The organism is Sessilibacter sp. MAH1 (genome assembly GCF_054658315.1).
The window spans coordinates 1-18289 of record NZ_BAAGIC010000010.1; the positions used below are offsets into that span (position 1 = coordinate 1).

At 41.9% G+C, this 18289-nt stretch carries 11 protein-coding genes and 1 pseudogene; 7 read left to right on the forward strand and 5 right to left on the reverse strand.

What is annotated here, in order from left to right; translation table 11 throughout:
- The first annotated feature begins 887 nt into the window (after positions 1–887).
- The 4 genes from ACYQ28_RS11090 (at position 888) to ACYQ28_RS11105 (ending at position 8654) form a co-directional block, all read left to right on the forward strand.
- On the forward strand, positions 888–2345 hold the full coding sequence (locus tag ACYQ28_RS11090; protein ID WP_460051934.1) for a DUF3360 family protein: 1458 nt from the start codon (positions 888–890) through the stop codon (positions 2343–2345).
- Between the two features lie 766 nt (positions 2346–3111).
- The gene (locus ACYQ28_RS11095; RefSeq protein WP_460164710.1) at positions 3112–4125 is read left to right on the forward strand and encodes a hypothetical protein; all 1014 of its coding nucleotides are present in this window, start codon (positions 3112–3114) and stop codon (positions 4123–4125) included.
- A gap of 324 nt (positions 4126–4449) precedes the next feature.
- A complete protein-coding gene (locus ACYQ28_RS11100; RefSeq protein WP_460051931.1) occupies positions 4450–6447 on the forward strand; it encodes a PKD domain-containing protein in 1998 nt (665 codons plus the stop codon).
- Between the two features lie 152 nt (positions 6448–6599).
- Positions 6600–8654 carry a TonB-dependent receptor gene (locus ACYQ28_RS11105; protein WP_460051930.1) on the forward strand — a complete coding sequence of 685 codons (2055 nt, stop codon included), beginning with the start codon at positions 6600–6602 and terminating at the stop codon, positions 8652–8654.
- Positions 8655–8921: 267 nt separating this feature from the next.
- Here ACYQ28_RS11105 and ACYQ28_RS11110 read toward each other — a convergent pair whose 3' ends face one another.
- The gene (locus tag ACYQ28_RS11110; RefSeq protein ID WP_460051929.1) at positions 8922–9842 is read right to left on the reverse strand and encodes a histone deacetylase family protein; all 921 of its coding nucleotides are present in this window, start codon (positions 9840–9842) and stop codon (positions 8922–8924) included.
- An 11-nt stretch (positions 9843–9853) separates the two neighbouring features.
- Positions 9854–10309 (reverse strand): hypothetical protein, encoded by a 456-nt coding sequence (locus tag ACYQ28_RS11115; protein WP_460051927.1) that lies wholly within the window; start codon positions 10307–10309, stop codon positions 9854–9856.
- Positions 10310–10915: 606 nt separating this feature from the next.
- On the opposite strand from ACYQ28_RS11115, the gene ACYQ28_RS11120 reads away from it, so the two are divergent.
- The 3 genes and pseudogenes from ACYQ28_RS11120 to ACYQ28_RS11130 all read left to right on the forward strand — a co-directional run bounded on the left by ACYQ28_RS11120 (position 10916) and on the right by ACYQ28_RS11130 (position 12267).
- Entirely contained in the window at positions 10916–11170 is a 255-nt protein-coding gene (locus tag ACYQ28_RS11120) for a DUF6210 family protein (RefSeq protein WP_460051926.1), read from the forward strand.
- 50 nt (positions 11171–11220) lie between these two features.
- Positions 11221–11340: pseudogene (locus ACYQ28_RS11125) on the forward strand (DUF6210 family protein); the annotation flags it as partial.
- Positions 11341–11808: 468 nt separating this feature from the next.
- Complete coding sequence (locus ACYQ28_RS11130; protein ID WP_460051924.1) at positions 11809–12267, forward strand: hypothetical protein; 459 nt, start codon at positions 11809–11811, stop codon at positions 12265–12267.
- Positions 12268–12285: 18 nt separating this feature from the next.
- On the opposite strand, the gene ACYQ28_RS11135 is transcribed toward ACYQ28_RS11130, so the two are convergent.
- The 3 genes from ACYQ28_RS11135 to imuA are packed head-to-tail and all read right to left on the reverse strand — an operon-like array spanning position 12286 to position 18067.
- A complete protein-coding gene (locus ACYQ28_RS11135) occupies positions 12286–15393 on the reverse strand; it encodes an error-prone DNA polymerase (protein WP_460051923.1) in 3108 nt (1035 codons plus the stop codon).
- The gene (locus tag ACYQ28_RS11140; RefSeq protein WP_460051921.1) at positions 15393–17231 is read right to left on the reverse strand and encodes a Y-family DNA polymerase; all 1839 of its coding nucleotides are present in this window, start codon (positions 17229–17231) and stop codon (positions 15393–15395) included. The genes ACYQ28_RS11135 and ACYQ28_RS11140 overlap by 1 nt, the downstream gene beginning before the upstream one ends.
- Positions 17232–17233: 2 nt before the next feature.
- Positions 17234–18067 (reverse strand): translesion DNA synthesis-associated protein ImuA, encoded by an 834-nt coding sequence (gene imuA, locus ACYQ28_RS11145; RefSeq protein WP_460051920.1) that lies wholly within the window; start codon positions 18065–18067, stop codon positions 17234–17236.
- Between the last annotated feature and the right edge of the window lie 222 nt (positions 18068–18289).

Consider the following 18289-nt stretch of genomic DNA (forward strand, 5'->3'; position numbering starts at 1 on the left):
CGCCGATGGTAGTGTGGGGTCTCCCCATGTGAGAGTAGGTCATCGTCAAGCTCTTAACTCTAAAAGGGCCATCCTAAAGGATGGCCCTTTTTTTATGTCTTCTTAAAAACAATCCATATACCCTTCAAAAATAACTCGCTAAATTAAAACTCTCATCAGTGTTTTTAATAAATATCCAACTCATCTTGGATGAGTTAATTTCAATTACCCAATACTAGTTAGATGATTGAAGATTACTCAGAATAGTTAGCTATTTTTGGCCAGCCCGGTGTTTGGGGCTCTGGTTCTATTACTAGTGGCCTATCTCCCTAAGTCAATTTGTTTCGTTAAACGCTATGATGACTTGCTAGTTTCAGTGTTTTTTTAACTACAGTTTCTGGGCGTTTAAATGTTGCGACTAAAGTAGCGGTAGCTAATTTCGCCGTGATTAATTATAAAGATGCAGATCTTGAGTCTGATTAAGATTGTTAGGGTTATTCATAAACCTAACGGGGCGTGCTTAGGATGAGCAGAGTACTCGAGCTAATAATTACAGTGTGCTCAAGTCCCTGAAGAACGGCGTCGCCGGCGCTAAACAAAACGCATAATAATCCTGAAAATCCGCGTTGAGTTTTTCTTCTAAATCGAGATTTCTGTATTTCTTATATGATCTTAAATCTCGCCATATTTCCCCTTTTAGTTATACAGATGCTGTTTTCAAATTTTTGAAATTTCTGTGAATCTCAAACAACGTCTCGATGTTGTATTCGATCACTCCCTTGCTCTGTGCGACTGGGAAATGTCCCATAACCGATAATTAGATTAGAACGGATCACTGGCAACAGAGAGCCAAAAGCAATTTTTCTGTTCTGAGTTCGCTCGGTGACCGATCCAAGAGGCAGTAAATTATGGATGGTGGAAATCCCCGTAGTAGTTACGAAGCACTTCATAAGCCGCAGAGTGAATTTGCGACCCGTGAAGAATATCTTGAGCATGAATTAACCATCATGGCGCCAAAGCGTTGGCGACCAAATTTACCGTTTAAAGACTACCGATTTGAATTCGAAGATCTTGTCCCTGCAATTGCAGCGACAATCGGTAAAATCGTAATGGTTGCCGCAGTAGCGGGTGCATTTGCTATTCCATTGGGTTTAGACAACGCATTTGTGATTGAAAACGCGCGATTTGAAATGCTTATCGCAGCAGTTTTGTTTGTAATTTTAATTAACGGATTTTTTAATCCCACCGCTAACCTCGCAGGTACTCACGGGCCGTTAATACCTTTAATTCCATTAATTGTCGCCGCTGGCGGACACCCAATGGCATTCGGCATTATGGTGGGTGTGCTCGGATTTATGCTTGGCGTCTCAAAGGGGGGAAGTTTGCTGGCCAAACTCACCAGTAAAGGTGTGTGCGGCGGTTTATTGCTCTATCTCGGATTTGTGGGAATAACCGGGCAGGTTAAGGCCCTTTATACTTGGGCCGGAGGCTTTGATAAAGCCTATATCGCCTTTGTGATCGTATTTGCCACAATTTTAATGTACGCCTATTTAGAACATGTTCGCTTACGTTGGTTGGCAATCCCATTGGGTGCGCTGCTTGCGGCAATTATTGCTTTTGCTCTTGGCGCTCCCTTTGAATTTAAAACCGAACCGGGCATTCCTAACTTGAACCCAGCGTATTGGTGGGGTGAAAATACAGGTTGGCAATTGGGCTTACCAGATTTTCAGAACTTTTTAGCGGTTGCGCCGTTTGCGGTATTGGCCGTAGCCATGTGGTCACCAGACTTCTTAGGGCACAAAGTTTTCCAAGAATTAAATTACCCAAAGCGCTCTGAAAAAGTACTGATGAACATCGATGACACCATGATTGTCGCTGGTGCACGCCAAGTTGTTGGTACTGCGTTAGGTGGTGGTAACCTAACCTCGTCTTGGGGTACTTACATGATTCCGGCGGCAATCGCTAAACGACCAATTCCAGCCGGTGCCGTGCTTACGGGTTTATTCTGTGTGATTGCAGCACTTTGGGGTTACCCAATGGATTTGGCTGTCTGGCGTCCCGTATTGAGTGTTGCTTTGCTTGTGGGTGTGTTCGTACCTTTGCTAGAGGCGGGTATGCAAATGACTCGTGAAGGTAAAACCTCACAATCCGCAGCCGTTGTTATTTTCTCATCTACGTTGGTAAATCCAGCCTTCGGTTGGTCGTTGACCATGCTGCTTGATAACCTAGGATTAATTGGCGACAAAGAACGCGGCCAAGAAATGAGTCACATGCATCGCTGGGTTATACCAACCATTGTGTTTGTATTGTTAACTGGTATTTTGGCGGGTATTGGTCAAATTCCAGGAATCCCTGCATTTTTGTAATTGATTAAACAGCTATAGGAACCTCTGACTAACTCATTCACAATTTCAATTGCCTACAGCTCTTGAAATTGGCGACACATCTTTGTGTCGTGAGAAACTCCAAGTAAATCAGAGTTTCCTATACATTTAGCCACCAATATTTAAACCGTAGTTCTGTTACAGAGCTGCGGTTTTTTTTCGCCCTTAAAAATTTTGTATTAATGCTTTTTTATTCAATCAATATAGATGTATTAATAACAAATGATTCTTGGTTGATAAGTTAAGAAATTATTATGGCTTGCGGAGGTGAATTTCTATCGGTTAACAGAAAAGTTAAAAGTTTTCGGTAAGAATGAATAAATGATCTAGCTCTGATTTTTTGACTGAAACACTAAACAAATCAAAAAAACAATAACCTGATAATAATTACAGGTGTGAGTTTTTGAAGCTGCTTATAAAAAACTTATCAAAAAGGTTAGAAAATTAAAAAACTATTGTTTTATCAGAGTATTAATGACCGATACGAAACATACTTTTAATTCAATAGAAATATTACTTCTGTAATCAACCTAAAAAAGTATGAATATGCACTGTCGAAATATTTAAATATATTTGAGGCGGGAATATCCTCATTCGTTGAGTGCTTGTTGTTAAGACTTTATTGTTAATTCGTAATATTAATCAGAATTGATTATTAATTGGCGAATTATTGATTCTTATTATTGTTACCGTCAGTGGCTAAAGGCTCAAAATTTAGCGGCATTTTTAAATTAGGTGAAATAACCGTATGAATAGACAATCTCATAACCTTAAGTTTTTCGTTACGACATTAGGGTTGTTAATGATTTTTTTATCTAACCTAGCAAATGCAGCTAAACCTTGGGGGCCAACCTTTACCGATCTTGCCAAAGCAGTAAATACAACTGCTTTGGTTGAAGTTGAGAGTCAGGCAGACGACGAAATAACGGTAAAAGTTAAAGACGTTATTTTGGGTGATTTTGAAGAAGGCAAAAGCCTAACGTTGAAATTCTCAGATGACACCTTTGGTGCCTTGAGCGTTAGTGAAACCAAATTAGTTACCTTTTCTTTTTTAAAGAAACATCCAACCCTGCGCGATGAATACATTGAAGATCCAAATGGCCCAAGAGTCCTCGATATTCGTGGTCTAAGCACTAACGCTGCTTTTGATGTTAATCCAAAAGTTGTTGAGTTATTTGGTTTACAAAAAGAAATCCTAACAGTTAAAGATGACGACGCTCTTACAGCTTTTCAGAAGAAAAACAGCGAGCTATTGGTAAGCGCGATTAAAACCGCCACAGATATTAGAACTCAGCGGTTATTACTGCCAGAGTTGATGTTGCGAGATGATTTACATTCAGTTATTTCAGAAAAGCAAGCGAACATCTTGCTAAAAGAATTGGAAAAATCTGATCGCAGTGACGAACTCGATATTATGTTGTTTACTGCCTTACAAAAAATAGAAGCGACCAACGATAAAAGATTAGCGAAATATTCTAAAAAGCTGTTAGGTCAAAAATCTGAACAGGTTAATTTAGCCAGCTATGAACCCGGTTTAATTGTTAAAGCATTAGAGTCGTTCCCAGCCGGTAGCAAATCGAAAGACCTGCACGTTATCGAAAAATACTTAAACAGCAATTCGCCCTCAATTGTTAAACAAACCATTAAAGCAATGGATACCGTTGATGCCGATGCTGCACATAAAATTCTTGCTGACTTCGAACTATCAGATTCAGCACATCGCGATGCTAAGCAAGCTGTAGCATCGTATTTAAAGAAATAGAATTTAGCACTACCCACGCTAAAACTTCGGTTCGCGAGATTAATTTTGAGTTTAACTTCTAAATTAATCTCATGAGCCAAGGTCGCTATTGCAAAATAGCGAGGTCTTCTATTGTCGAATATTTTTTACCCTCTGGTTCGGCAATAGCAATACTGAATATTTCAGCCATTCGCGACAATAAAAACTGACGCTTAATTTTGGTCAGTGATTTTTAGCAAATACTTACGAGCAATTAAAATTAATTGAGTTGAGTGGGCTGAAGTTATTTAGACAATTCCAAAAGCTCAGAAAAGCTTTATTTTTTACAACTTAGTGGAGCGAGACATGCGTAAATCGATGAATCGAAGCAAGTTCGCCGCTATTGGAGCAGGTTGCGTTATGCTAGCCTCTGCGATTGGCCAAGCCTTCGCCGAAGCACCTGTTACCAATGCGAGTGAATGGACTCAAGCTGGAGACTTCCAGATGATGGTTCGCAAACCTGTACAGTTTGATCGTACTGGCGAGCGTTTAGACGAATTATTATTAAAAATGCCGAAGCGCCCAGCTTCAGCGGCCCCACGTCCTAGCCGTGAAATTCCTAACAAATTCAATACCGACCTAGCACCACGTCCACAAGCAGCCGTTCCTGCTGACTACGTTGACGCCATGGTAAGTGCTCCAACTGCATTGGCTCCTGTAGGTAATGTAAGTGTTCCTGGCCCAAGCAGCGACGACAACGCAGCCGTTGTTGGCGGTCGTATTGCGCCACCAGATATCACTGGTGACGTGGGTCGTGAGTTTGTTGTGGCTTACGCTAACTTGGTATGGACTTACTACGACAAGTCTGGTGCCGTTGTTGGTGGTCCGTTCCCAGGTAACAGCTTCTGGGCAGGTTTCGGTGGCCGTTGTGAATCTGACAACAGTGGTGACCCAATTGCCATTTACGATCACCTTGCAGATCGTTGGGTATTCAGCCAATTTGCTGTTGACCAAGCTCCATTCTTACAATGTTTCGCAATCTCTGAAACCAATGACCCTGCCGGTCCTTACACTCGTTACGCGTACGAAATCGTACCTGGCGACTTCAACGACTATCCAAAAATCGGTCTTTGGAGTGACGGTGCTGGTCAAAGCGCTTACCACGCAACTTTCCGTCAGTTCGCTAACGGTCAAAGCTTCTCTGGTATCGACGCTGTTGCCTTCGACCGTGACGCAATGTTAGCGGGTGATCCAGCAGCTTCATTCGTAGTATTCCGTATTAACACCAACGCTGTGCCAGATGGTATTCAACCTGCGCACATCGACGGTGGTCCAGTTGCACCTGCGGGTAGCTGTGGTCTATACGGCGCTGCGTTAAACAACAACAATAACGATGGTTACTTGTTCTGGGAATTGTGTACCGATTGGAACAACCCAGCTAACTCAACCTTCGATGCCAAACCATTGTTGACTCAAGGCGTACCGCCATGGGCTGCAAGTGGCACCGTTCCGCAACCAGCACCTGGTAGCAGCTTGGATGATCTCGATAACTTCACTGCTTATCGTTTCTCCACTCGCTTCTTCCCAGGCCAAGGTATGCGCGGTGTAATGGCGCACACCATCAACGCGGGTAACAACACCGCTGGTATGCGTTGGGCAACCTTCGATCTAGACAACCCAGATGCCATCACTCTTGATGACACCGGTACTCTAGGCCAAGGCGACGGCGTACATCGTTGGATGGGTTCTGCGACCTTCGACCAAATTGGTAACATCGGTATTGCTTACTCTGCGTCAGCAACTAACCTGTTCCCATCAGTTCGTTTCACTGGTCGTGAAACTACCGATCCTGCGGGCACTCTTCAACTAGAAGGCACCTGTGTTGATGGTACTGGTGTACAAACTGGTGTAAGCCGTTGGGGTGACTACTCAACTACCGCGGTTGACCCTGTTGACCAATGTACTTTCTGGAGCTTCCAAGAATACGTTGAGTTGACTGGTAACTTCCAGTGGAGCACTCGTGTATGTAGCTTCAGCTTCCCATCTTGTACTGGCGATGAGCCACCACCACCTCCTCCAGGTAACCAACCACCTGTTGCTGATGCTGGCGGTGACGTAACTATCGCTGCTCGTTCACGTGGTACTTTCGATGGCACTGGTTCTTTCGACCCAGACGGCAACATCGTTTCTTACTCTTGGACTACCAACAGTGGTGCCCTTCGTTTAACCAACACTACCAGCGCAAGTGTTGATTACTCAGTGCGTCGTGTAAGAACTACCACTACTGCACTTGTGACCTTAACTGTCACTGATAACAACGGTGCAACTGCAAGCGACACCATCACTGTTACCATCACTCCATAAGTGAATAACTTTGTTGGAATATAAAGAGGGGCCCGAAAGGGCCTCTTTCTTGTGACGCATAAAAATATCAGCTAGTCGACCTTACGCCCAAGCAATTACCTTGGGATTGCATCCATCAAATTTATTCCAACAGTAAAAACCTCGGATTTATCATGAGTATTACATCCGTTTGTGCCCGAAAACCATTTCAGCTTAGCTTAATAGCCGCTTGTATCATCAGTGCGAACTCCATGGCTTTCGCCCAAACCGATAATGAAACATCCAGTAAAAACATTAAAACAACCGTAAGCAGTGATATCGAAACTGTTTTGGTAATTGCTGATCAAAATCGTACTCAAAAAATTGCCTCTGAAACTCAACACTTTCTGAGTAGCGACCAAGTAGATTCTATACGTGGCATTACCAGTGGTGACCTGATTGCACGTTTACCGTCAGCCAATATCACCACCAACTCCCGTGGTGAAACCCTCGTTAATGTACGAAGTGCCGGCGAACGTCAGCTTTCCGTATTTTTTAACGGTGCCTTGGTTAATGTTCCTTGGGACAATCGATACGATCTCGATTTATTTCCCGCCAATCTTATCGACAGCGTAGCGACCGCAACAGGAACGCTATCGCCTCAATACGGCGTAAATGCACTCAGTGCTGTTTCTATTCAGCCAAAAACACAATTAAAAAATTCAAATAATTTCCAAGTGGATGGCCAATTTGGCTCTGAAAATCAACGCGGCGTTGATGTTGTTGGCTCCATTCGACGTGGCGACCACGACTTTATTCTAGGCATTGGCAATTACGAGCGTGACGGTCTGTCTTTATCCAGCGATGAGAGTTTGGAATTCCATCAGCGCGACGATGATCAAAGAACCAATACCGACTACGAACGCGACAACGCATTTTTCCATTATGGATACGAACAAGACACGTGGAACGTATCAACATCCATAATTTATTCCAATATCGAACGTGGCATCGCACCTGAAAGTGATCGCCCGGCGGATGACGTACGCTTTTGGCGTTACCCAAAAGCCGATACCTTTATGGCCGTTGTGAGTGGTTCGGCGTTAATAAATGCCAACAGCGAAATTACCGCAACCACATGGATGCAAAATTACCAACAAACCATCAACAGCTACACCGACGAAACTTATTCATTGATTAACGCCGTACAAGAAGACGACGACAATACCTTTGGTGCCCGCGTTATTTATAGCTACCATTTAAATAAAGCGTTGGTTAATGTGTCTGGTAATTACGTTCATTCTGAGCATCAACAAAAAGACACCGATTTCGACGAACTGGGCATTGCCATTGCCGACAGCGTTAGCGACCAAAACTACAGCCAAGATCTCATCAGTGCAGGGCTTGATTTTAAAACCGACCTTACCAACCAATTAACCTTAGAACTTGGTGCAGGCATTGACAGTGTTAATTATATTGATACCGGTGAATTACCCGGAATTGATAGCTTCAACGAACCCGTGTTGCGTGCGGGCTTAAACTGGCAAGCCACAGACGAGCTAACGCTACGTTTAGCGGTCGGTGAAAAATCCCGAGTGCCAACCATGCGTGAATTATTTGGCACAGCGCTAAATCGCTTTTTAATTAATCCCGATTTAGAGCCCGAAAAAGTTTTCTCAACCGAACTTGGTTTCGATTGGTTTACCGGCCCACACTTTTTATCGGTGACCTTATTCGACCAACAACTTGACGACACCATCGATCAACAACGCGTTGGTCGGTTGCGTCAGCGCATCAATCTAAAAGGCTCGCAAGTAACCGGCATTGAAGTAAACAGCTCTTGGGCATTAACAGAGCAATTAAATATTATTGCTCAAGCAACACTTTCCGACGCACGCCGCAAAGTTAGCTCAAGCGACGAGCCAGATGTGTTATCTGAACGACCAGAAAACCTTGGCAGACTCAAACTCGACTACGCGTTTTTACCAAACAGCAATCTATACCTAGAAGCCGACTATCGCGGCAAAAGCTACTCACCTGACCCTGATGGCGACCTCCAAGAACTCGACGACGCGACCCTATACAATATTGGTGTTGATTGGGTTCCAGAAACCCTAAGCAACTATACTGATAACCAACTGACCCTATTTATGCGTGCCGAAAACATCACCGACGAATACTACCTACCGCAGTCGGGTTTACCCGCCGCAGGTATGAGCTACCGCTTAGGGTTTAGATATTCGCTGTAAACAAAACGCTAAAATAAATCAATAAAAAAGCCCGACATTGTTCGGGCTTTTTTATATTTAAAATATGCTGTTTTGTGTTGGAGCTTATGACGATAATTTGCATCCTAAAAAATTAAAGGAAGCTCTGATTAAATTAGAGCTTCCAGCGACACATGGATGTGTTGCCAATTTCAAGAACGGTAAGTGATTGAAATAGTGAAGAAATTGGAAATCGCATTTTCAATTTCTATTCTCTGATTAAATCAGGGATGAGTTAATCAGAGATTCCTAAAAGTTCTCGCAATAAATTATGGCCTCAGTAACCGCTTTTGCGCTTTCTTTTGAATAACCTCCACCACCCAGAATCACAGTGGGAATTCTTAAATTTTTTAATGTTTGCAGTGTTAAGTATTCACGATTGCAAATATCTTGCACTGTTAATTTCAGCTTGCCGAGTTTATCGCTAGTTAACGTGTCTGTACCGGCTATTACGTATGCAAGACGGTACTCGTTAGTTATTTTCTCTAGTGATTTTTTAAAGACGTCTAAATATCGATCGCCTTGAGTGCCAGACTTTAAAGGTACGGAAATATTTACACGGTCACGAGTAAACTTAGAAGTAGGATAAATATCGGAATTATAAACATCTAAAATGGTAACATTACTGTTATCCATAAATGTATAAGCATTACCATTGCCGTGATGAGCATCTGTGTCAATAATTAGAACTTTATCGTATGCGGATAATAATTTGTTTTTAATTAATTGGTCATAAACAATTCCTACGTCGTTATAAATACAGAAGCCTTCCATATTTTGATGCATGGCATGATGGTAACCACCCGATAAATTCCAATAAATACCACCTTCTTGTAAAGCTTGTTCAGATCCCAATTGTGTTCCAGCAACTCCCCAGCGCATGGGTATTAGAATTTTTTTATCGATAAAATCAAAAGATAAAAAAGGAATCCTCGGAATCTCTAACGCTTTTAATATTCCGTTTTTATTTCTAACTCGATGCTGCATAATACTTGATAAAAACTCATCAATTACCACCATCTCCATTGGTTGCTTGGGCGATATTATATTGATTTTTTCGTGATGTTTTATAGCCTCGAAAATATTACGAAATTTAGCGCCTTCAAAAGGATGAAGGTACTTCAAAACGCCGAGATCAAAATTGTAATGGTCATCGTATATTACATTCATGAGTTATTTCATCATTCGGTAGCCAGTTCACGAGCATATCGCAGTATATCACCCGGTGTCCAAATTCCTCTCCCTAAAAATCTTCCTAGTTTTGAATAATCTTTCGCTGTTGGTGCAAAGCTCGGTTCTTTACCGCTTGCGGCTTTTAGGCATTCGGCAACAACACTGGAACAGTTATATTTTGCCAATTGATAACGTGGAGTATTTGAAATCAAGTTTGCTACAAACTCTGAAAGCTTACGCTCATCAATTTTTCGTATGATTACAGTGATAGGTTGCCTATTGCCTTCGAATTCAATATCTTCTTCTAGAGCGTTTATAAATGCACCTGGATGACTTCTCTTAATTTTTAAATCTTTCTTTCCAGCCGCATCTTCTGGCCAAAAACTAATATAGTTATTGCCAAAAGATAGTGATGTGTGTCCAACCATATTATCGTGCGGAAGCCAAATATGAACTCTTAGCATAATCCAACTCCAGAAAATAAACTTACGTATGATTTAATAAAAGTTAGCAGGACGGTTATTTTGTAAATTAATTTTATAAGATCAGTGAAGGTGCGCTCAGAATAGAACATTTGAATTAATTTTACATTTAATAATGCATAAGATGTAATTAGTGAAATCAATGATTGACAATTATCGGTCAATATCTAAATCTAGATGTGGGAATATTAAGTGCATCAGTCTCGTTAACTACAACCCAGAAGAAATAGCTGTAATGGCTTCAATTCAGATTCCAAACTGGGGGGAGGGTATAATTACTGATGAGTGAATTGTTGAGATCCTTTGGAGGCAGGTTGGTAGAGCAGATGGCGCAGTAATTTCCCGGGCAGTGGTGCTATTAGCTGGAATGACACATACCCAGACTACACCAACAGCTAAGTTCCTAGAGTTAACACCGAGTCAGAAATTGGGGATATAGATAGGTTATTGTTCATAAGGTAAATAGCAGAAGCTATAGATTACCTTTAATTCAAAGAGTTTATTGTGTTCCAATAAATTAAGATTAATAGATTTCTGTACTATGTAGACAACTGCAAATTGAACACTTTGATAATTGGTAAATAAAATATGGCTGAAATAGCGATTAAAAAAATCAAGTTATGGGATATGGTTGGAGTTGGGTTGATTTTTCTCCAAAAAAGTGGCGTGATTTATACTAATCAAGTTGCTGGTACGGCGTGCTTACACCCGCAAGCAGAAGGAATATTTGCACCAATCGAATACGATATTCCACTGGCTCATCCTGAGGATACCTTAGAGTCAAAGTTAGTATATTTACTTTGTAATTATAATTCTCTGCCTTCAAAGAAGGCAGAGAATTAGATGAGTTATTCTCCAGTAGATGGGAAACTGAATATTTAACCGTCGATAGAAGTAAGTTGGTAATGTCTTGTGAGTCTTGGGTTTATGTTTTAGTAAACGCAGGAAAATGTGATTTGTTTTCTGGTGATGCTATTCATTCTGCGATATTAACTTGGTCAAATAGTGATTGAGTTTTATTGCTGACTGATTTTTAGTTTATTTATCCTGTAATAAATATACCTAATTCGATAGCTTTTATTCACTCTGATAGCACGTATATACAACCATAGATATCATCGGCTTAGTTAGTGCTGGTTTCATATCCTCAAAAAAAGTGAAGTTATAACTGAATACATTATTTATAGAAAATAATTGTAAGTTAGCACGAACAAAATCAATACATCATACGAGTCAATCTTGGGTCAATATGCTTTTATGTGCTGCTCAAATTGACATGATTTCGAGGAATGGAGAAATGATGCCGTACTGGTGTGATACAGCAATGGTTGCGAGTATTTAACTGATTCCATCATACCTAAATTTTTTAAAACTCTATAGTTTCAAGCTAGGTATTGCATCCTTCGAATTCTTTATCGAAAGTTAAAAAACGGCCTTAATGTTATGATTACGATATTAATTCGGTAATTACAATTTGAATTATGAAGATTCTAATTAATATTCCACAAACTTGGCGTGTAGCTCCGAGTTATACAGAGTTTTCTATTAAAATAGATCAAAGAGATAGTGTTTTCGAGGTCCAATTTGGTGCTACCGAAAAAAGAGGAAATAGGTTTGCAGAGCTTGAGAAGAAATTATCGTTTCAAGATGTTTATTATTTCCAACAAGTACAATTTGATAACAAAATTTTAAACTATTATTTGGAAAATAATTTTGATTTTAGTGAGGTTTATGATTTTTCGAATGGAGGGCATAACAGATTTCGCGAAGAGTGGGAGAATTCTGATCTCTGTCCTGACTCGTCTTTCTATGTTGTAGAAAATTCAGACATTATTAGTCTTACTTCCATGAGTGTTGGAGAAGCTTTACAACATTACGTTCTGTTGGGTGATGAAACGCTTATTGAGATAGTTGCTGCTGGTTATAATGTTTTACCTTGAAATCTAATTTTTCAATTGTCAATGAAAATCCCTCGATTTCACATTAAATTCCATCAAATATTCGCTTAGGTCTGTTAATTTTCCGGCAATAACATGTACAACGTTATTGTCGGTTTCTACAACGCCGTTAATTTGTAGCAGTTTGCTGGTTAATAAAATAGTGCGGTACTGTTCTTGTACGCGTTTCCACACCACCACGTTGGTGTTGCCGAATTCGTCTTCTAGGGTTAAGAATAAAACGCCTTTGGCGGAGCCGGGTTTTTGTCTGCCGGTTACAAGCCCGGCAATGCGAATAAATCCGCCGTGGTGAATGCTGTTTAGATCGGCGCTGGTTTTGCAGCGGTTAAAGGGGAATTGGTTGCGCAAAATGGCCATTGGATGGCGGCGTAGGCTAAGGCCGGTGGTTTGGTAGTCTTGCTGAATATTTTCGTATTCGTCGGGTTGGTTTATGTTGTTAAAAACTTCTGGTAATTCTTTTTGTTGTTCTGATTTTTGTGCATTAATTAGCGGGCGATAGGTTTCTACGCCGCTGCTTAACCAATGCGCTTGGTAGCGATTACCAGCGATGGTTTGCAAGGCATCGGCTGAGGCCAATAAATTAATTTCGCTTTTCTCCAATTTTGCTGCATGAATAACTTGCGTTAATTCAGAGTTGTTTTTACGTGCTTCTATAATTCGCTCGGCGGATTCTTCATTAAAGCCTTTTACCCGAGAAAATCCTAAACGAATCACACCTAAATGATTGTTATTTGGGTTTTGCTCTAAGGTGGTTAGCCAGTGGCTTTTTAAAATATCCACCGGTAATACTTTTACCTTGTGGCGAGTGGCATCTTGCACCAGCTGCGACGGCGAATAAAAACCCATGGGTTGGCTGTTTAATAGGGCAATATAAAACGCCGCCGGATGATGACATTTAAACCAAGAGCTGAAGTAACACAGATTCGCAAAACTTGCCGAGTGTGATTCCGGAAAGCCATAACCGCCAAAACCTTTTAGCTGTTCAAACATGCGCTCGGCAAAATTTAATTCGTAACCGCGCGCTAACATGCCGTTAATGAGTTTATCTTTAAAAGTTAATAAATTGCCATTACGGCCCCAGGCGGCCATGGCGCGGCGCAGTTGATCGGCCTCGCCACCGCTAAAACCCGCGGCAACCATGGCAATTTTAATGGCTTGCTCCTGAAAAATCGGTACTCCCAAGGTGCGCTGCAAAACACTTTTAATGGCATCGCTGGGGTAGCTAATTGGTTCTATACCGTCGCGCCGCCGCAAATACGGGTGCACCATATCACCTTGAATGGGACCGGGACGAACGATGGCAATCTCAATCACCAAGTCATAAAAGATTTTTGGTTTAAGGCGCGGTAGCATGGCCATTTGCGCGCGGGATTCCACCTGAAACACCCCAATGCTGTCGGCACGGCTCAGCATGGCGTAGGTATGCGGGTCTTCTTGGGGAATATCTTGTAACGTTTGAATGGTTGGTTGGTATTTATTCACCAGTTTTAAACATTGGTGCAGGGCGGTAAGCATACCTAATGCAAGTACATCGACCTTTAATAATCCAAGGGTTTCGATATCGGTTTTATCCCACTGAATCACCGTGCGGCCTGTCATGCTGGCGTTTTCGATGGGCACCATTTCGCTGATTTTGCCCTCGCTAATCACAAAGCCGCCCACGTGTTGGGATAAATGCCGAGGGAAACCAATAATGCTGTGCACCAAACGGTAAAAATGCTGCAATAAAAAATTATCGGCATCGATTCCATATTCTGAGAAGCGAATTTTTAGATCTTCGGTTCTGTCCCACCAGGCGATATTTTTACTGAGGTGATCCAACAGGGATTCATCAAAACCCAAGGCTTTGCCAACATCGCGTACGGCGCTGCGGGCACGATAGGTAATCACCGTGGCGGTAAGAGCGGCGCGTTCGCGGCCGTATTTATCGTAAATGTATTGAATCACCTCTTCGCGGCGTTGATGTTCGAAATCTACGTCGATATCCGGCGGCTCGTCTCGTTCGCGAGAAATAAATCGCTCAAACAAAACATCAATTAGCTCTGGTGAGACTTCGGTAATTTGCAGACAATAACAAACAATCGAGTTCGCCGCCGAGCCTCGACCCTGACATAAAATATCGCGGCTGCGCGCAAAGGTGACAATATCGTTAACGGTTAAAAAATAATATTCGTAGCGCAGTTCTTCAATAAGCGTTAATTCGTAATCTAATTTGGCGGCGATTTTTCCGGGAATACCCTTGGGCCAACGAATGCTAATGCCGTTGTTCACAAGCTGGCGTAAATAATCAATAGGCGTAATGCCTTTGGGCACTAATTCTTTGGGATATTCGTATTTAAGTTCTTCTAGCGAAAAACTAAATTGTTCGCAAAAATAATCGGCTTCATTGATCAGTTCAACCGAATATCGTCCGTAAAACTCGTGTAGGTTTTTAATGTGCGATTCGCTGTTTGCTTGGGCACAATTGCCAAGACGTTGCACCGAGGTATTTAACCGAATTGCAGTCAATACATCGTGCAGTTTTTTTTGCTCTGGGCTGTGCATAAGCACGTGGTCACAAGCTAATAATGGAATATTGCATTCCAAACTCAGCTGTTGCAGTTCGTTAAAAAAGAACGCTTCACCAGCAGTGTAATTATGATTAACACCAATCCATAAACGCTCTTTAAATTGCCGTTGCAGTTTTTTACCCAGCCAAAAATTATCGAGATTAATCTCGCGAGAATAATCGTCTCGCTGCGGTAACCAAACCAGTAAACAGGTTTTTAGACGAAATTGTAGATCGTTAAATTCAAGATGATACTCGCCTTTTTCGCTGCGCCTTCGCGCCAAGGTAATTAAACCCGAAAGCTCCGCATAGGCTTGGCGAGTGGGGGCGTAGGCAATAATGTGCATACCGTTGGCAAGCTTAAATAACGAACCTATTAAGAGTTGAATCGCATCTGTTTTGGTTTGTGCGTAGGCTTTTACCACGCCTGCCAGCGAACACTCGTCGGTAATGGCGATGGTGTTATAGCCAAGTTCGGCAGCGGTAGAAATTAAATCTTCTGGGTGTGAGGCGCCGGTTAAAAAACTGAAATTACTTTGGCAAAACAGCAGGCTGGGCATTAGCTAAAAATACCCTGCACAAACCATTGTTGCGTGTGCTTGTCTTGATAAATCCAAACCCGGCGAAAATCGTTTTGTTCAGCAATAAAATAATCGCGATAAACATCGCCGGTATTCGTCCACCATTGGCTTTGAATACGCGCTGGGCCTTGTAAAATGGTTAAAGGCCCGTGCCAACAGAGTTGATCTTCACGGTGATTAATGCAAATGGGCGGTTCTAGTAACCACGTGGGTTTAGGGTCAAAAACAGTCGAGCTTAACAGTGTAGACTCACTCTGTGCTTGCTCATCATTTGAATTGTGAGCAACGCTTAATAAATCTTGTTGAAGATAAGCGTTTTTTTTTAACTGTTTTTTAGGCGTGTTTTTAGATGAGAGCTGATTAGACCCTTGCCGTTGAATACTGGAATGCTGCCAGAGATTTTGTTGCTCCGGTAAATGCTCGGTTTGTGGATTTGGTTCGACAATAGCATTTGCATCTAAACGATTATGCAATTTGGTTAATAATAATTGCCACTGGCGCTGAACCTCATTTTTATTTAAACCGTTATTGTCGTATTGAAAAATCTCGTCGCTGCTGTGTTGTAATGCCGAGCTGTGCGTCAGTTTTAATTCAATGTAATTAACTTCAAAACTTAATTGCAAATGATCAAAATGCAGTTGTGTGAGTTCTTGTAATAATTCGCCATCGGTATAAATGGGCTGGCACAATACCGCAATAGTGATGGATTGATATCGGTCCCCTAAGACCCATTCCACACCTTCACACTGTAGCTGCTGTGTTTTTAAAAAAATCAGTAATTGTTGTATTAGCTGTTTACTGTCGTGTTCTAATAATTGGGTATTTTGAATCGGAAAATCTAAATCTCGTTTTTGTTGAAAATAATGATTCTCGCTGGGGCGATGTCTTACGTTTTGGCGCAGTCCTTTCAATTGTTGAATGTAATCAACAAAACCGTTACCAAAACGTTTGCCTAATTCACTGTGCGGAATTTTAAAAACGTCTTCTAGGGTACGAATACCCATTTTCGCCATTTTTTTAAACGCACTTTGATAGCAGTCTAACTGTTGAATGCGTATGTTATTCAGTAGCGCTAAAAACTCATGAATAGACGAATGTTCGTTAATTGAAATGTGACTGTGCGTTAGCGCCCAAGCGGATTCCGGTGTAAGGCCAACGCCAAAACAAATTTGAATGTTTTTCTCAGCAAAATATTCTGCCAATTGCTGTTTGATTTTTTCAAGACCAAAAAACAGTTTTAAACTGCCGGAAATTTCCAGCAATAAACCCGGTTGTAAATAAGTGGGTTGGTCTTTATCGGTATTTTTTTCAATAAAACTTTGGCTATTAATTTTAAAAGTCTGTTTGGCTTTGTCACTATCAAGGGTTTCGTTGGTATTGCAACTGTGCAAACGAGTTTCTAACGTTGGCGTATTGTGCAGTTTTACGTAAGGCGTAAAGTCGTAACAGGCATCGGCAAATTTCTGCAAATAAAACCATTCCAGTTGCGTATTTTGTCCAAGGCTTATGTGCGTTAGGCTTTTGTCTAAACCAGTGGATGATTGTGATTGCTCGTGATTGTTAGTGAATAAAGAGTTGTCATCCTTTAATGAAGAGCTTTGAGCCGTTAATAAGGCATCGGCGGTGGATACATTCATTCCCTGACAAACACCCAACGCAAGGGCGCGGTCGTTGGCAAACAACACGCTCTTTTTACCGGCATTGTGGTTAAACACAAAGGTTGGCTTGTGGGCGAACTCTGCTTGGGAATCTTTTGGTGTGTCTGCCAAAAAAACGTCCAATGGCAAACGCGGAAAACGAATGGCTAACCACAACATAACTACTGCCCCGAATTCTGTGGAAAGTGCGTGTTAAGCGGCGTTAACGCCAATGAACCGCGATTAAAATGCAACACCTTTGCGAGCTGTTTACTGGTTTGTGCGGATGAATCTGTTGTGGTTTTGGGTTTAAGTTGATGGTGTTTGGGCGCCCAAAGGTTGGGTCTTGCCAGCACACACTGCTGTGGCCGCTGTTGCCCGCGCTGCTTAGTGATATGCACTAATAAACCTTCAACTGAGAACGCAGCCGTAATACGCAGTGGCGCCGGTGACTGAACCTGCGCCGGGCGCTGTTTGCGAAAACAAAAGCACAAAGCTTGGCTTTGGCTGGCCGCCAGTTGCAGTTTGCGCAATTCGGCGTAACGCCAGTTGAGTTTACCCTCCCACGCCACCACCGACGTACAGCAGCGCGCTTGCAAGATATCGAGCAAAGCACTGATGGCTTGAGCTTTTTTGTGATGCGATTGAATACGCACCACGCGAATGCTGTCGCACCGAATACCCAGCTGACTTAAACCCGGTGCAAACGGCATGGCCGGTGGGTTAAACAGCAGAATCAACCCGGTCTTGTGGCTTAGACTCGCCAAAGCTGGCGCTATAAGCTGCCATTCGCCGTGGCCATTGGCCTTTTGGCCTACATCAATCAATTCCGAAACCGGCCAACCGCCGTTAATCAACAACTTATCTAAAGCTTTGTGTTTGCTGCTAATGACTCGTCCTTGAGTAACTGCTGCACCACGCCAAACATCTTTGCGGCGCAGCAGTTGTTCCAGTAAATCGTTGCTACCGTTGATTGCAGATTGCTCGGAAGAAGTATCGTAAATGATTGTGCTCATACTGTATTTATATACAGTACTTTGGTCTTTGGCAAGATATGGCCACACGCTTTAGCGCAAAGTTTTGTGTACCCACCAGAAAAGCCAGTAAAAACAAGAACTTCATTATTATTGCTGATTGCTATTGAAATTTTTATGCTAATAGTTTTTGTTGGGTAAAAATGTGCAAAAAAGAAGGGTTTTTGAGCGAACAAACATTTCTTAATGGCGTAAAACACCCAT

What these genes read in the sequence shown, in the direction of transcription:
- ACYQ28_RS11090 (WP_460051934.1), top strand. Translation starts at nt 888, where the DNA reads ATGGATGGTGGAAATCCCCGTAGTAGTTACGAAGCACTTCATAAGCCG.
- ACYQ28_RS11095 (WP_460164710.1), top strand. Translation starts at nt 3,112, where the DNA reads ATGAATAGACAATCTCATAACCTTAAGTTTTTCGTTACGACATTAGGG.
- ACYQ28_RS11100 (WP_460051931.1), top strand. Translation starts at nt 4,450, where the DNA reads ATGCGTAAATCGATGAATCGAAGCAAGTTCGCCGCTATTGGAGCAGGT.
- ACYQ28_RS11105 (WP_460051930.1), top strand. Translation starts at nt 6,600, where the DNA reads ATGAGTATTACATCCGTTTGTGCCCGAAAACCATTTCAGCTTAGCTTA.
- ACYQ28_RS11110 (WP_460051929.1), bottom strand. Translation starts at nt 9,842, where the DNA reads ATGAATGTAATATACGATGACCATTACAATTTTGATCTCGGCGTTTTG.
- ACYQ28_RS11115 (WP_460051927.1), bottom strand. Translation starts at nt 10,309, where the DNA reads ATGCTAAGAGTTCATATTTGGCTTCCGCACGATAATATGGTTGGACAC.
- ACYQ28_RS11120 (WP_460051926.1), top strand. Translation starts at nt 10,916, where the DNA reads ATGGCTGAAATAGCGATTAAAAAAATCAAGTTATGGGATATGGTTGGA.
- ACYQ28_RS11130 (WP_460051924.1), top strand. Translation starts at nt 11,809, where the DNA reads ATGAAGATTCTAATTAATATTCCACAAACTTGGCGTGTAGCTCCGAGT.
- ACYQ28_RS11135 (WP_460051923.1), bottom strand. Translation starts at nt 15,393, where the DNA reads ATGCCCAGCCTGCTGTTTTGCCAAAGTAATTTCAGTTTTTTAACCGGC.
- ACYQ28_RS11140 (WP_460051921.1), bottom strand. Translation starts at nt 17,231, where the DNA reads ATGTTGTGGTTAGCCATTCGTTTTCCGCGTTTGCCATTGGACGTTTTT.
- imuA (WP_460051920.1), bottom strand. Translation starts at nt 18,067, where the DNA reads ATGAGCACAATCATTTACGATACTTCTTCCGAGCAATCTGCAATCAAC.